At 60.2% G+C, this 16,152-nt stretch carries 9 protein-coding genes and 1 pseudogene; 7 read left to right on the top strand and 3 right to left on the bottom strand.

Annotation, left to right across the window (positions count from 1 at the left end; translation table 11 throughout):
- The first annotated feature begins 39 nt into the window (after positions 1–39).
- The 4 genes from HNQ71_RS09255 (at position 40) to HNQ71_RS09240 (ending at position 9,983) form a co-directional block, all read left to right on the top strand.
- Positions 40–828, top strand: a complete 789-nt coding sequence (locus HNQ71_RS09255; protein ID WP_246461429.1) for an ATP-binding protein — start codon at positions 40–42, stop codon at positions 826–828.
- Between the two features lie 1,684 nt (positions 829–2,512).
- Entirely contained in the window at positions 2,513–8,473 is a 5,961-nt protein-coding gene (locus tag HNQ71_RS09250) for an AAA family ATPase (RefSeq protein ID WP_184872321.1), read from the top strand.
- A 52-nt stretch (positions 8,474–8,525) separates the two neighbouring features.
- Positions 8,526–9,152, top strand: a complete 627-nt coding sequence (locus HNQ71_RS09245) for a response regulator transcription factor (RefSeq protein ID WP_184872320.1) — start codon at positions 8,526–8,528, stop codon at positions 9,150–9,152.
- A 168-nt stretch (positions 9,153–9,320) separates the two neighbouring features.
- Positions 9,321–9,983, top strand: a complete 663-nt coding sequence (locus HNQ71_RS09240) for a response regulator transcription factor (RefSeq protein ID WP_425492205.1) — start codon at positions 9,321–9,323, stop codon at positions 9,981–9,983.
- 109 nt (positions 9,984–10,092) lie between these two features.
- Here the strand turns inward: HNQ71_RS09240 and HNQ71_RS09235 are convergent, their stop codons facing one another.
- The 3 genes from HNQ71_RS09235 to HNQ71_RS09225 form a co-directional block, all read right to left on the bottom strand.
- On the bottom strand, positions 10,093–10,476 hold the full coding sequence (locus HNQ71_RS09235) for a response regulator transcription factor (protein ID WP_184872318.1): 384 nt from the start codon (positions 10,474–10,476) through the stop codon (positions 10,093–10,095).
- 87 nt (positions 10,477–10,563) lie between these two features.
- Positions 10,564–12,066, bottom strand: coding sequence for a PAS domain-containing sensor histidine kinase (locus HNQ71_RS09230; protein ID WP_184872317.1), 1,503 nt, complete (start codon positions 12,064–12,066; stop codon positions 10,564–10,566).
- Between the two features lie 483 nt (positions 12,067–12,549).
- On the bottom strand, positions 12,550–13,350 hold the full coding sequence (locus HNQ71_RS09225; protein WP_184872316.1) for a DUF1269 domain-containing protein: 801 nt from the start codon (positions 13,348–13,350) through the stop codon (positions 12,550–12,552).
- A 1,023-nt stretch (positions 13,351–14,373) separates the two neighbouring features.
- Here HNQ71_RS09225 and HNQ71_RS35650 point away from each other — a divergent pair.
- The 3 genes and pseudogenes from HNQ71_RS35650 (at position 14,374) to HNQ71_RS09210 (ending at position 16,023) form a co-directional block, all read left to right on the top strand.
- Positions 14,374–14,954: pseudogene (locus HNQ71_RS35650) on the top strand (HupE/UreJ family protein).
- 93 nt (positions 14,955–15,047) lie between these two features.
- Positions 15,048–15,257 carry a hypothetical protein gene (locus HNQ71_RS09215; RefSeq protein ID WP_184872315.1) on the top strand — a complete coding sequence of 70 codons (210 nt, stop codon included), beginning with the start codon at positions 15,048–15,050 and terminating at the stop codon, positions 15,255–15,257.
- A gap of 223 nt (positions 15,258–15,480) precedes the next feature.
- Positions 15,481–16,023 carry a hypothetical protein gene (locus HNQ71_RS09210; RefSeq protein WP_184872314.1) on the top strand — a complete coding sequence of 181 codons (543 nt, stop codon included), beginning with the start codon at positions 15,481–15,483 and terminating at the stop codon, positions 16,021–16,023.
- Positions 16,024–16,152 lie beyond the last annotated feature (129 nt).

Here is a 16,152-nt window from a genome sequence, read left to right as displayed (position 1 = left end):
GCTGTCATTGGAGTAGTGCCGAAAGGTCAGGAGAGAAGCATGTTAGAATATAATGCCTCGCAATCCAGTGACCGCGATTCACGTGGATCGGAAGCTCCTTATATGCAAATCGACCCGCGCCTGTTGCTCTCATCGATCATTCACGATTTCAACAATCTGCTCACCCCAATTGTGAATATCTTGGAAGAGTTGCAGCTCCGCCGCGATAGCACGCGCAGAGAGCTCGGAAAAATCGATGCTGCCATCTACTGCGCGTTTCGGGCGAAGATTCTCGCCCGGCAACTTATCGACTTTGCAAACCCGAGGCCGGCAATGCCCGAACCAACAGATATGCACCAGCTGCTCGCGGATCTCGAACTCGTGCTTGCGAGCGTCCTCTTACCAAACATCAGATTGACCTTGGAAATAGCGGACCGGCTTCCACCGGCCATAATCGACCAGCAGCTCGTCGAACGAGCTCTTCTCAATCTCGTTTTGAACGCACGCGACGCCATGCCTGCTGGCGGTGACCTTATCATTGCTGCTGACTTGGCGTTTCCGCCTTCAAGCCAAAAGACTTTGCCAAAACGGATGATCCGGCTTTCCGTTAGCGACAACGGCGTTGGCATGGACGACTGGACGCTCAAAATGGCGGGCCAGCCGAATTTCTCGACAAAGACAAACGGAACCGGTCTCGGCCTGGCGACCGTCAGGCAGATCGTGGAAAGTCTGGGGGGCGGGCTCTCGATGACCAGCAAGCACCGACATGGCACCACCATCGATCTGTGGCTGCCCGCAACGTGGGCGAGTTCGAGCAAAGGAGCTGGCAATAGGCGGGAAGGGGAATAGCATCATGGATGTCTCTGCTCTGCTCGCAAGATGCCTGACGGCGCTTTGGGAGTGCTTGGTCCCAAGCTACCGGCCGGAACTTCATTACATGCGCGGCCCAGGCCCTGCATCAGCACGGCGCAAGATTCGGGTTGAATCGGAACCGGCGCTGCCTCTCCTGCGCAACTTTCGACGATAGGCAAGTCAATGCCCGCCTGTGAAGAGGTCGCCCGATTCGGTCTGCCTCATGGCCCAGTGACGAACCCCGATGCCGGCATGAAATCGGCAGCGGCGGCATAAGGCAGCCTCAGTAACTCCCACACTGAAGGGCTATTGGTTTGCCCCAAAAAGACACGCCGCTCGTCGCTGCTCGGTCCGTCCGATGCTCGCTGAATATGTGAAGGTACTACTACAATGATGTGTATAACATGCTGCCGCGTTTTTTACGGGCGACCCGTCCAGTATTACTTCTGCTCAGAGATGTGTTGGGAAGACACCAAGGCAAACACCCCATGGCGGATTCTCGCAAATGATTGGGGTGGCTCCTGGCCGCCTGTTAAGCTCATTACTGCGGCGCAATTCCCCAAGCCATCTGAGCCAAGCCAGCGCACCTTAAAACTCCGACGGGATAGAAGTACCCGTGGTATGCTGCAGCAATATGGATTTCCCGCAGGTCCAGTCCCCAGCGATTCTCGAGAAGCCGCAGAGATACGTCAACCACTCCACCGGTGAGGTGGTCAGCTAATCAGCTAAGGAGACCCGCATTCAAAGACGCGCTCGACGGCGAATTCCACTGGTGCGGTCTTCGTGCCATCCAGGGGCTCGTCAAGAGGCCTTCAGGATCCAGAACGTGTGGCGGTTCACCGTCTTCCAGCCGTGGGGCAGGGGAACAAGTCGCGGTCTACTTTATCGCAAGCATTCTCCCAGCTGAGTTCGCCTGAGTGAGCCCAGCATACGGCCGAGGCGGCAGAGGTCCACCTGGGAAGATGTGGGCACGAAAACGGTAACACTTGCCGCCCACCGCGACCAGCAGCGCGCCGATGACGAGCGCTCGTCGCTATCTATCCCTGTCCAGAACAGCTTCAGTCAGGCGAGATGGATTCTTGTGCCCGTGTTCGCACTATGAGCGCGTCATTTTGCCGCCCTTTTGATCCCCGCTCGGACGGCAGCCGAAGCTTTGCACACTGACCTGCCTAAGCTACCCCAACTTCCCGCCAAGTTGTCCTGGGCATCCCAGCCGTACGAGCCCCAATGTGACTGCAACGAGAGATGCAGTTGGGGCCCCCGACGTTAGTTGGGCTGGTTTAGAAGGTTTGTCCAAACGGCTAGGCCGGTATACCTCGGCATAATACCGGCAGCAGCAGCAGCAGTGTTAGTCTCACTGCGGCCTCTGGGATCCCCCACTAGGGGCCAACCTGCCGCGCCGGTGTGCACTTTGACCGCAACAACATGGCCGCTTAACCGGCGCGGCTACCCTTCAAAGGGCGTCGACGCTCGAATTTTGTCACGACCCTATTTGACGAGCCTACTCTTCGAGCGAGATGGTCTGCGAGATTACCCCGAGCGCCTGATTGGATTAGCGTTGAGAGAATCCCCCGAGCGGAGCGCGTTGACACGAAGCAGAAGTGATGGAACCCTGACTAGAACTGCTGATGCCAGTCTCCGAGCTGGAGGCGATGGCAGATGCGAAGAAAGCGGTGTGGTGATGGACGACACCGTCCAAGGCGTCCCGAAAAGGCGCGCCAAGAAAGTCAAAAACACCAAGCAAGGCGCTGCCGATCCCGGACGGCAGACGATACAGACGGGCCTTTTTGAAGGACACCTCGCCGTCTGGGACGAGGGCGATCGCATCTTCACGCGCCAAGTGCTCCAGGATCAGAAAGCGGTGCCGCAGCCCGTTCTGGTCGTGCGGCTTACGGCCGAGCTCCCTACCCGCGCCAGCCTCGACAGACTCGCACACGAGTACGCGCTTCGCGACGAGCTCGACAGCGCATGGGCAGCGAAGCCCCTGGCTTTCAACAAAGAAGCCGGCCATAGCGCGCTCGTCCTGGAGGACTGCGGAGGCGTGCCACTTAGCCAACTGCTAGCACCGCGAAAGGAGGGAATGGCGATCGAGCTTTCGACCTTCCTGCGGCTTGCCATCGGCATCACCGCAGCGATCGGGAAGGTCCATGAGCGCGGTCTCATTCATAGGGACATCAAGCCGGCGAACATCCTGGTGAACGAGACAGACGGTCAGGTTCGTCTCACCGGTTTCGGCGTGGCGTCGCGCCTTTCGCGCGAGCGCCAAGCACCCGAGCCTCCCGAGGTGATCGCCGGCACTCTGGCATACATAGCGCCGGAGCAAACGGGCCGCATGAACCGCTCCGTCGACTCGCGCAGCGACCTCTACTCGATCGGCGTCACGTTTTACGAGATGGTGACTGGTAGGCTCCCGTTTTCCGCTGCGGACCCCATGGAGTGGGTGCACTGTCACATTGCCAGGCGGCCGGTGCCACCGTCAGAAGGTTCGACGAAAGTGCCGCGCGCCGTCTCGGCAATCGTCATGAAACTGCTGGCGAAGAACGCCGAGGAGCGCTACCAGACCGCCGACGGGCTGGAAGCCGACCTCCGGCGCGCCCTAACCGAAACCGATGATCGCGGGTGGGTCGAGGAATTTCCGCTCGCTGCCCAGGATCTGCCCGACAAGTTGCTTATTCCTGAGCAGCCATATGGTCGCGAGGTTGAGATCGCCATCCTGCTTGCCGCCTTCGACCGGGTTGTTGCTGCGGGCGGGCCTGAGTTGGTTTTGATTTCCGGCCCGGCCGGGACCGGCAAGTCCACGGTCGTTAACGAACTCCATCGCGCGCTCTTGCCATCGCGCGGGTTGTTCGCATCTGGCAAGTTCGACCAGAACCAGCACGATGTTCCCTACGCCAGCCTGGCGCAGGCACTCCAGGGACTTTTCCGGCCTCTGCTGGGCAAAAGCGACGCCGAGCTCGATCCGTGGCGCTCAGCACTCTCTGAAGCTTTGGGCTTCAACGGCGGGCTGATGGCGACGCTCTTTCCGGACCTCGAGTTGCTGATCGGGCCACAGCCGCCCGTCGCGGAGTTGCCACCACAGGACGCCAAACGTCGTTTCCATTTGATCGTCAGACGCTTGCTGGGGGTGTTTGCCCGACCGGAGCATCCGCTGGCGCTGTTTCTCGACGACCTTCAATGGCTGGACGCTGCGACGCTCGACCTGCTCGAGGATCTGACCACGCACCCGGACCTGCGTCATCTGCTCTTGATCGGTGCGTATCGCGACGACGAGGTCGCGCCTAGCCACCCGCTGATCCAGCGGCTAACCGCGATCCGGCAAGCTGGTGGGCGAGTGCACCAAGTTGGACTGACTCCGCTCAGGCTGAACGATGTGAGTTGCATGCTGGCTGATGCTCTCCATTGCGCGAACAGCCGTGTCCTCCCACTCGCGCGTCTGGTGCACAAGAAGAGCGCCGGCAATCCCTTCTTTGCCCTTCAGTTCATCTTAGCCCTGCCGGAGGAAGGGCTGCTTGGCTTCGATCGCCCCCACAGGCGCTGGGATTGGGACCTCGAAGGCATTCGGGCGAAGGGCTACACTGACAATGTCGCGGATCTGATGCTCGGCAAGCTCAGACGTCTGCCAGCCCCAACGCAACTTGCCCTGCACATGCTGGCTTGCCTCGGCAACCGCGCGACCCTCGATACTCTGACCATGATACGGGGCGAAAGCGACGAAGCGGTGCACGGGGCATTTTGGGCTGCCGTACGGGCCGGGCTGGTGTTGCGCGAGCAGGTGGCCTACCGGTTCCTGCACGATCGGGTACAGGAGGCGGCTTACGCGCTGGTTTCAGAAGTCGAGCAGGTGGTGGCGCATCTGACGATCGGTCGCTTGCTCCTGGCACGCACGCCTCCGGAGGCACTTACGGAGCGCATTTTCGAGATTGTCGGCCACCTCAATCGAGGAACAGCACTCATCGTGTCGGGCAGGGAGCGCGAGCGCCTCGCCGACCTGAACTTGGCAGCCGCCCGCCGCGCAAGGGCGTCGGCGGCATACGCTTCGGCGCTGACCTATGCAGGCTTGGGAGCCGCTCTGCTGCCAGGCGATGCATGGGAACGCCGGTACGAGCTTGCCTTCGCGCTCGAGCTGCTGAGAGCCGAGTGCGAATTCCTCACTGGTTCTACGGCGGAGGCGGAGGCGCACCTTGCACCCTTGTCGCAACGTGCCACGAGCCTAACTGACCTGGCCCGTGTCACTCGACTGCGGGTGGACCTTTCCATGAGTCTCGGCCGGAGCGACCTGGCAATTATGGTCGGGCTCGACTATCTGCGTCGCGTGGGGATCCGGTGGACGCCCCATCCCACCAGAAATCGGGTGCGGCGCGAATATACGCGGCTGTCCGGACAGCTCGGAGACCGCCCAATTGAAGCGTTACTCGATCTCCCCCCGATGGTAGATCCGGTCGCGCTGGCCACGATGGATGTCCTTACCTCACTCGTAACCCCTGCTTTGTTCACTGACGAAAACCTGCGCTGCCTCGTGATCGGACGTATGGGGAACGTCAGCCTGAAGTACGGTAACAGCGACACGTCGCCCTATGCTTACACCGCCGTAGGCACCGTGCTGGGACCTCACTTCGGCAAGTACGAGGAGGGTTTCCGGTTCGGCCTCCTCGGGTTGGACCTGGTCGAGCAACCTGGAATGGAGCGTCTGAAAGCACGTGTTTACCTCGCTTTCGGCAACCTTGCTAAGTCCTCTCCACGGCATGTGAGGACGGGCCGCGCACTCGCTGGACGGGTCTTTGACGCTGCACAGCAAGTAGGCGATCTCACATATGCGGTGCTGAGCCGCAACAACCTGCTGACCTATCTTCTTGCCGGCGGTGAACCGCTGTCCGATGTTCAACGTGATGCGCAAGCGGGTCTGGACTTCGCACGCCAGGCCGGCTTCGGAGTGGTCGTCGCTTTCATTACCGGGCAATTGCAGCTCATACGAACACTTCGTGGGCTGACGCCGGTGTTCGGCTACTTCAACGATACAGGATTCGATGAGTTTCAATTCGAGCGAGATATCGACGGCAAGCCGGGTAGTTGCTTGTACTGGATCCGCAAGCTGCAGGCGCGCTGGCTTGCCGGCGACTACGTCGCCGCGCTTGCAGCGGCCTCGAAAGCGCGGGGCCTCCTCTGGATGACACCTGCCATTTTCGAACGGGCGGAATACCATTTCTACGCCGGCCTTTCGCTGGCCGCGCTTTGCGACGAAGTCTCGGCCACCGAGAGCTCTCAACACCGGAAGGATCTGCGTGACCACCGCCGGCAACTTGAGGAGTGGTCCAAGCACTGCCCGGAGAATTTTGGGAGCCGCGCAGCGCTGCTCGGAGCGGAGAGCGCGCGGTTGGACAGGCGGACGCTGGAGGCTGAACGCCTCTACGAACAAGCCGCCCAGCTTGCCCGTACGAACCTGCTGCCTAACGACGAGGCGATCGCTTATGATCGCGCTTCAGCCTTCTACCGCAGCCGCGGGTTTGACCAGATTGCCGCGCTTTACCTGCAGAATGCTCGCCGCTCTTATCAGCGCTGGGGAGCCGACGGTAAGGTTCGGCAACTCGACGAGCTCTTTCCACAGTTGCGGAACGAAGAAACGGCAGCCGCTGCGACAAGGACGATCGAGGCGCCGGTAGAGCATCTCGACCTCGCCACAGTGATCAAGGTTTCGCAGGCCGTATCGGGCGAGATCATCCTAGAGAGGCTTATTGAGACCGTCCTGCGGATTGCACTCGAGCAGGCGGGAGGCGAGCGTGGGTTGCTGATCTGGTCGCAAGGAAGCGAGCCGCGATTGATGGCGGAGGCCAGCACGAATGGCAATGTGATCGAAGTCGATTTGCGCGACGAACCACTCGAGTCTGTCAGGTTGCCAGCTTCGGTGCTCCGCTACGTCATGCGAACAAAGGAAAGCCTGATCCTCGACGCAACCACTCTCAACGAAGCATTCGACGAGGATCCGTATCTTATTCAGCACCCTGGGCTCTCGATTCTATGCATGCCATTGCTCAACCAGGGCGCCTTGTCAGGTGTGCTCTACGTCGAAAATAATCTCGCCTCTCGCGTGTTCGCGCCTGCACGGATGCCAGTGCTGAAAATACTCGCTTCGCAAGCGGCGACTGCGCTCGAGAATACCGGCTTGTACCGCCATCTGGAAGAACGCGAAGGTCGAATCCGCCGACTGGTCGAGGCTAACATCATCGGGATTTTCATCCGGGATATCGACGGCCGAATTGTCGAAGCGAATGAGGCTTTCCTCAGCATGGTCGGCTATGGTCGCGACGACCTTCTTGCCGGTCGCCTATCTACCGCGGAACTGACGACGGAGGAATGGCGGGGTCGTGATGCCGAGGCCGAGGCCGAGCTGAAGTCGGCCGGTAGCGTTCAACCGTTCGAAAAGGAGTACCGGCGCAAGGACGGCTCCCGAGTGCCGGTGTTGATCGGCGAGGCAAGCTTCGAAGGAAGCGCGAACCAAGCCGTCGCTTTCGTACTCGATTTGTCCGAGCGTAAGCGGGGGGAGGAAAGACTTCGAGCGAGCGAGTCTCGCTTCCGAATATTTGTCGATCACGCGGCCGACGCATTTTTCCTGCACGCCGACGATCTGACCGTCATAGACGTCAACCGGCAAGCCTGCGAGGGCCTCGGCTACAGCCGCGAGGAACTGATTGGAATGCATCCGCGCGAGTTTGATGGAGGTCTCAACCAAGAGGCATTGGCGACGGTGGTTGATCATGTGGACGCCGGACAGACGACGACTTTCGAGACCCTGCACAGGCGTAAGGATGGGACCGTATTCCCGGTCGAAATTCGCGCCGGCAAATTCCAACTGGGAGAGGAGTGGTTTCGTCTTTCACTGGTCCGTGACATCACCGATCGTAAGCGGGCGGAGAATGCCCTACAACTCGCGCAAGCGGAGCTGGCTCATGTAAGCAGGTTGACCACGATGGGCGAGCTTGCGGCATCAATCGCCCACGAGGTCAGACAGCCTCTCACCGGTCTCGTCGGCAGCGGCAACGCGGCTCTTCGTTACCTGGACGCGGATCCACGCGACATCATCTCCGCTCGTCGCGCCGTGGAGCGCATGGTCAGTGATGCATTCCGCGCATCCGAGGTCATCGACCGGATACGGGCAATGGCCAAGAAATCACCGGAACGTCGCGAATGGTTGAGCATCAACGAGGTCGTTTTGGAAACGATCGCATTGGTAACCACGGACCTTCAACGGGCCGCCGTCACCCCAAACACCAAACTATCGAGCAACTTGCCCCTCGTTCTCGGAGACCAGGTCCAGTTGCAGCAGGTCATTCTCAACCTACTCATGAACGCCAAGGATGCGATGGCGGCTGATCCGATAGGATCACGCAAGCTCACGATAAGCACTGAGCAGTCGGCAGACGAGACCGTCCTGGTGGCCGTGCGTGACAGCGGGCCGCCGATTGACTCTGCGAAGATCGAGGAAATGTTCGAGGCGTTCTACAGCAGCAAGCCAAAGGGCATGGGGCTCGGCCTGACCATCAGCCGTTCGATCATCGAGGCTCACAATGGCCGGCTCTGGGCCGTGCCAAACGGTCTTCGTGGCGCTATTTTCCAGTTCACGTTGCCAGGTGAGGGGAAATCGCAATAAGCTCCATCGTCCGACCTGCCGGCATGATCGGATCGAAGTTTGGGGCGCGTGGATGAAGGACGTTGTCTACATCATTGATGATGACGTGTCGGTCCGGGAGGGCGTCGGGGATCTCTTGCGCTCCGTTGGGCTTGAGGTGCAGACCTTCGCTTCGGGTCAGGAGTTTCTGGACACAAAGCGCGCCGACACTCCAGGGTGCATCATCCTCGATGTTAGGCTGCCGGGGCGGAGTGGGCTTGAACTGCAGAAAATTCTCCAGAATCTGAGCATTCACCTTCCAGTGATTTTCATAAGTGCCCACGGCGACGTTCCGATCTCTGTGCGGGCGATGAAATCCGGCGCCATTGAGTTTCTGACGAAGCCGCTGCGTGAACAGGAGTTGCTCGACGCAGTCCATGCCGGGATCGAACGGGACCGTGCTCGGCGGGAAGAGGCCAAGCTGATCGCCGACCTCCGCACGCGCTACGATTCCTTGACGGCCCGCGAGCGAGAGATCATGCACTTGGTGGTCACCGGCAGCGTCAACAAGCAGATTGCCGGCCAAGCGAGTCTGAGTGAGGTGACCGTAAAGGTCCACCGCGGTCACGTTATGCAGAAGATGCGGGCGAAGTCTCTCGTTGATCTGGTCCGCATGGCGGACAGGCTAGGCGTCACTGCACAGCCGGCGCGCGCCAAGTAGCGTCGTTCGGCGACACGACGCTAGATCGCGACCCTTCAGTTGCCGTTGCGCTCGTTCGACTCCTCCCGGCGCCGCATTCCTAGCACCTACGGGCGATAGGGACGGTGCTTGATGGGCGCAAGCCCTAATGTCATAATTTGTGCGGAGGATATAGGGTTGAGCATCGAGATCCCCCACCCACAGTCGACCGTCGTCGTCATCGACGATGATCCGGCAGTCCGCGAGACGCTCGGCAGCCTTGTGCGATCCGTAGGGCTGCAAGCGAATCTTTTCGGCCACGTGCGCGAATTCCTCGCCGCCGCCCGCCCAGAGGGGCCCGCGTGCCTCGTGCTCGACGTCCGGCTTCCCGGACGCAGCGGCCTTGAATTCCAACGGGACCTCGCCACCGATAACATTCATATCCCGATAATTTTCATCACCGGGCATGGCGATATCCCGATGACGGTGCGGGCCATGAAGGACGGTGCGATCGAGTTCCTCACCAAGCCATTCCGCGACCAAGACCTACTCGACGCGATCCAGTTGGGCCTCGAGCGGGACCGCGCGCGGTTGGATGACGATAAGTTCTTGACCGAGCTGCGCGCCCGCTTCGAGAGCCTCAGTCAGCGGGAGCAGGAGGTCATGGCGCTGGTGGTGGCCGGACGGGCGAACAAACAGACTGCCTACGAACTGGGCGTCAGCGAGATCACCGTCAAAGTTCATCGTGGGCAGGTGATGAGAAAAATGAAAGCTGCCTCCCTGCCTGATCTGGCGCGAATGGCCGACAGGCTGAACATGGGGTCTGAGCGGGCGCACGAAGGGGTCAGCTCCCGCACGACGCAGCCAATTTAATGTAGGTGGTAAAATCGGATTACTGCGGGCACGGTACTGGCCGGAATCCGGCTTGTCGATGGCAGGGCCGGACGGCGAGAGCTGAACAGGATATCGCGGAACGGCAGTCTCAACAGCTGGAGGTACCGTTGCCCAGGGCCGCACGGAGACAGCCGAGTAGATCGCCCTCCGCAAAGGGCTTAGGCAAGTAGCATCGCACTCCGGCGTTCAGCGCGCGCATCCGGATCCTTTCATTTGGGTAGGCGGTGATCAGAATGGTCGGAATAGTCTTCCCGGCCCCTGCGAGACGTTCATGCAGATCGAGCCCGCTCATGCCGGGCATGTTGACATCTGCAATCAGGCAGTCGGTGCGGCCAAGATGGTGGGAGGCCAAAAAATCCTCCGCAGAGCCAAACGCCTCGGCGGAAAATCCCACCGATCTAATCAGACCCTTGGTGGTTTCTCGAACCGACTCGTCGTCGTCGACGACCGCAATGACTGCCTTTCGCTTCAACTTCGGAACTCTCAATCTCGCGCCAATCGCAACGCGCACTGCCGTGCACGTCCTAATCTACTGAGATCCTCAGCTGATCAAAAGGAGCTATGCATTATACGAAGGTATAGTCAGCGCGGCTGCCTTGCTCGTGTCGGCGGCGTGCCTGGCCTGTGCCTGCTCTCGGGGAAGCGCGATTTCGAAGCGGGCGCCGCGCGGTTCATTCGGGCGAGCCGAGAGCTGCCCCCCATGCGCTTCCACGATGGACCGGCAAATCGACAGCCCCATGCCCATCCCGTCCGCCTTGGTCGTGAAGAAGGACTGGAAGATGCGGCCGACAGTCTCCGGATCGAGCCCCGGGCCTGAATCGTGCACCGTCACGACGACGTTCTGCGCCTCGTCGTTTCCGGAAGTGATCAGCAGCTCTCGCGGCTCATGATCGCGCATCGCCTCAATTGCGTTGACAACAAGGTTGAGGAGCGCCTGTTGCAGCTGGACCCGGTCCCCTTGGATGGGCGGCAAATCGTCGGCGAGCCGGGTACGGAGCACTGCTCGATTTCGCTCGATATCGCTGCGTGCCAGCGCGATTACATCGAGCACAACGTCGTTGATGGCGAGCCGATCCATCTTGACCGGAGACTTGCGGACCAAAGCACGGATCCGACCGATCACGTCGGCCGCGCGGTTACCGTCCTTCAGAATGCGGGTAAGCATCTGCCGCGCCTCATCGAGGTCCGGCGGCTGCCTGTCCAACCAGCGCAGCCCGGCACCGGCGCCATTCACAATGGCGGCGAGCGGCTGGTTGATCTCGTGGGCGATCGAAGCGGCGAGCTCGCCCAACGTGCTCATGCGCGCAACATGCGCAAGTTCGGCTTGTGCGAGTTGTAGAGCATTCTCCGCCCGCTTGCGCTCGGTGATGTCGTTGTTGGTCTCCAATACGCTGGTCGGGTTGCCTTGCCGGTCGCGCTGCAGGGCCCATCTGCTCGCCACTGCCACCTCCGAGCCGTTGCGCTTGGTATAGACGAGTTCGCCGTCCCAGCGGCCGAGGGAGTGCAATTCGGCATTTATCGCAGTGAGCGGTGCGGGAAAGCGCGTCTTCAACAGGTCGTGCGTAACCCGCCCCACGGCTTCTTCCGCGCTCCATCCATACAATTCCGCGGCGCCGCGGTTCCAATAGGTAATGACGTCGTCCATGTTGCGGACGAAAATCGTGTCTTGCGTGAGGTCGAGAAGAGCGGCCTTCTCGCGCTCGCCTGCTTGCGCCGATTGGCTCTGCAGGACGAGATATGCTGTCACTGCGATCACAGTGCCCCTGATAGACATACGCAGCAGGGCATCTTCAGTCGGCCCGATCGGAGGCGAGATCAGATAACTCAAAACAAGAAGTGCGAGGCACCCGGCGGCGACGAAGACAAGGTTCCGGCCATAGCAAAAACGCGCGGCCAAGAGCACGACCACGACGTAAAGTAGCGGGTAGGAGATGTCATTTGGATCGATCGTGTCGGCGATAAAAGCCCCGGCCGCTATCGCTGCGGTCGCGATGCGAAGGAGCACGGCGGAACGGTTCCGTCGTGACGCCGCGGGCGCGGATTGCACGGTTGCGAGCTTCAAGACTCCGCTCCTGCGCTGTTCAGGTCATTTTACACTGCGGCGGCGTGCCAAGTCTATGTGACTGCGAGTGTGTCCGGGGAAGGGAAGCTCGATGCTGTTCCAGGCACAAGCACGAGCCACAACCTTGCCTCGGCGTTGCCCCTGCCAACGATAGTAGCGGCCAGCGCAAAGACGCCGTCGCCCAAAGCGTAGACCCCGAAAAGCAGAACGTGAAAAGGCTGATGGCGGACCATATCAGCGACAGCGCTCCGAAGATGATGGCCGCGAGGCCACGCAGTAAAAGAAGCCACCAATTGCGGGCTGCGGGAGCGAGATGACGCTTACTGAATAAGATGACTGGCTGGTCATAGCTAAATCCTCCGGCGCTTGGATCGATGCCGATAGGCTGCGCGAACCGCGGGCGTTTCGGCCGCCCGCGGTCAATCGATCATATAAGCAAAGAGCCTGTAATTCGAGAATTCGAATCCCGGCACTCGACAATAGTCAGGCCGCGAGAGCTTCCTTCGTGAGCGCCCACGCTTGTTTCAGCTTGGCGGACCGAGCCTCGTAATCGGCTCGCATGGCGGCTATACGATGCCTGATTATCTCCTTCGCATCTGCTTGTGCCTCGGCTACCTGCTTTTCCATCGTGGCGACCTTGGCGTCCATTTCCTTGTTCAAAGCATCGATTCTACCCTGGAGCCGCGCGTCCGCCTGTTTAAGACCCGTCTTGGCTTGGTCCAGTTTCGTACTGAGCTTCGCTTTGGTCTCGGCATTCGCTTGCGCGAATTCGGCTTGCAGTTGTTCGAAGTCCGCGTCTTGCGCAGCGACGTCTTTGGCGATCAGCTCGTCCTCGAAATCGGCACGCCAGGTCCGCAGCACGGTGCCGCCCAAGGCTTCCACGCGCGCGTCCAATGGGGTCGTCCAAGTCTCGGCAATTTCAGCAACGATCGCGGCCTTGCCCGGCACCAGCTCGTTTGAAACCTTCATCATAAAGTCCTCGCCGACGCCATAGTTGACCACGTCAATCAGGCTCCCAAGCAGAACGCCCCCCGCTGCTCCGGTGACCATGCCGACCGGACCACCGATCACACCTAGGAGGCCGCCGAGCAATGTGCCAACCGCGGTGCCGAGCGGGCCGGCGTCAGCAGTCTCTTTCACCGTGAAATTGCCTTTAGCGTCCTTCGCTACGACGGCCATGCCGTAGAGCGTTAGGCTCCCATCAGCATGGAGTCCATTCAATGCGCGCGTGCCTTCATACGCACCCGCTTCATTCGGGAATATGACAACGACGAACTTGCTCATTGACGCCTCCTGTTAAAAGAAATGCCGGGTTAATAGTCCCATACGCTAATTATGACTAACTGAACGGGAGGTGGCTTTGATCCATGTCAACTGCGCCGCCGTCCTACTCTCCAAATTGCGGCATGGCGCTTGATCCGGGATTGCTAAGCTCACCCGCCTCCTTGATGTTGCAGCGCTATGGGGGCTTCATTTCGCGTTTCTATGGCCCCTTTGGCAGCTTTCGCTGGATCGCGCTTTCGATTGCGACCGCCTTGGCCATCAAGACATACCCAGCTGTTGCAAACGGCTTGGGCACGATGCCAATCCATCGCGACTTTTCGAGCAGTCACGCTCAGGTATGCGCCGAAGGGTCCGTTGACGTCTCCGGCTTTCCGGACCGGACGTACGATACCGCTACCGCCGTAGAAAGCCCTCACGACCGGTCCACCATATCCCTGCATTGCTCCGCGGTTTGCAATGCCGGCGCACCACGTTGGTTGCCTTCATGACGTTCGCCCTTGAAGCGAGTTAGACGGATCGCGCGCGCTGCGCGCCCGGCAATGAAGGTCTGTCGCGCCTCCTGCAAAAATGCAGTCGAAATTCGACTTTTATCAGTCCGACAGCGGCCGGTCTGGCGGTGACGCCGCACGACGAGGTAGCCGGTCAGTCCCGGTATACAGAAGTATAAATTCGGAAGCGCAACCGGCTGGCCGCGTGATGAGATCTTTCGTTTCCACTAGAGCAGTTGACCAACCTGACAATGGCGTGAGGCGTCGGCGCTCCATAGTATTTCAAGCCGAAGGACGGAGCTAGTTACATGCTCGACCGGCTATATCTACAAACACTCTGCATGGACTGCGCCCGGAACGTTTTGGGCGGCGCCTGCTCGACTGCGGCGGAGAGTTCTCCCCGCGCCCTAGACCGCCCGCGGTCATGCTGCGGAGGTACTCGCCGGCAAGCAGCCTAGCACCGCGTGACCATTGCTCTGCGCGGCGCGGTTGCCTGTCCGGCATTCCACTACCTTGAACGAGAAGAGTCCACTTCATGCTGCCTTCCGCGAAACGCGCAATACTCTCGACGATCGCCCTTGCCGGGGCGGTCTTGCCTGCCCACGCCCATGTCGGCGCCGGGCTGACATCGTCCTTCACGGCCGGCTTCGCCCATCCACTCCGCTTCGATCACGTGACCGTCATGATCGCAGTTGGACTGTGGGCGGCCCAGAAGGGTGGTCGCGCGATCTGGGCGTTGCCGGCTGCCTTCATCGCTGTGATGCTCGCCGGCGCCGGCTTCGGCCTGGCGCATGTTCCGGTGCTGTTCGTCGAGCCCGCGATCCTCGCTTCGATCGTCGCGCTGGGCCTGATGGTTGCGCTCGCCGTGGACCTGCCAGCGCGGGTGGCGTCGCCATTATCGCGACCTTCGGCTTCTTCCACGGTCACGCGCACGGAACGGAGATCGCGGCCGGAACCGGCGGGCTGGAGTACATGGCCGGCTTCGCAGTGCCGACTGCTCTGCTGCATGTTCTCGGCATATCGGCCGCATTTGCTCTGGGTTCGCGGTTGCAGGGCCTGGTGCGCGGGGCGGGCGCTGCTTGCGCGCGCTTGGTGCCGGCCTCGCCCTTGGCATGATTTAGAGCTGCGCCACGACGCCGGGCGAAGTTTGGACGCCAACGATTGGGCTGAAGCGCACAGGCGTCTTGGGCTCGCGGGAAGGATGGGAAGATGAACTACGCAAAAGATCCGCGGCGCGAACAACTGGTCAATCTGCGCCAATGGAAGGCCGAACAAGAGCGCAAGGCAGCACGATGGCCAGCGTTCATTCCCCGCTCGCCGAAGGGCCTTTGGTTGCTTTGCGTTCATCTGGCTGCCAGGCCGACCCCATTATTCGTCACGGCTTTTGCATCCGTGATTCTCGTATTGACTGTATGGTAGAAATGACTTAGTAGTTCAATTTGAAATGGAGTCGGATTGAATGGCTCGAAATGATGGAGATCACGATGGCGGCCTCGGCTCCCGGAGACGTGGAGATAACCATGATTATCTCTGAAGTGCGAGTGTCCGCCGGGATTGGGTTACTCCGGACCCCGCAGTGTGAATAGCCATGTTGAAGTCGTCCCCCAACTCTCCTGACCGCTTTCTTGCATCGGAAGCCACGATGTTTTCTGGACCCGGGGAGGTCACGCGCGAGTACGTCGACAACATGCTTCTCACCGCTCTGCAGGAGGCGCATTCAGTGGCGCGCTCCTACGATACGAAGGCGCAGATCGTCGGCGTCGGCTACATCCTCGCCGTCAATCTGGCGCTGCATTTTGGCGATCTCTTGCCGACACATCCGCCGATCGGGCCGCTGTTCTATGCGGGAGTCTGGGGGATAGTCATCATGCCGATCGTGCAGTTTGGCCAGGTCCTTTATCCGAGCCGACGGCGCGTGGAGAAGGAACTGAAAAGCAAGATGTCCGGTGCTTCGGCCGTCCCGCCGATCTATTATTTGGATCCCCAGTCCTTTGCCGATGTCCGCGACGTGGTCCGCCAGGCATTGAAGTCCGATTGGACCTCGGTGCTTGCCGCCGAATTGCTGATGACCTCGCGCGCCAGAATCATCAAGCAGACACGCTTCCATCGCGGCCTGATGATGGCTGTGGTCGCCTTCATCGCACTTAGCAGCCAGCAGATTCTCCTAAGTATAAGGATCGTATAGATCGCAACAATTCACGGCTTTCCACCAAATCGTGGAAATGTGAATTGATATATCTGGAAAAGTGTCCACGTGATTGTCACGGAATATACTCCTGATTTCGGCTTGAATTCAGATTAGTGATGCCTGTAG

Source organism: Mesorhizobium sangaii, from assembly GCF_014207355.1.
GTDB lineage: Bacteria > Pseudomonadota > Alphaproteobacteria > Rhizobiales > Rhizobiaceae > Mesorhizobium > Mesorhizobium sangaii.
The sequence above is the reverse complement of the archived record's forward strand: the minus strand, read 5'-3'. Positions and strand labels throughout refer to the sequence as shown.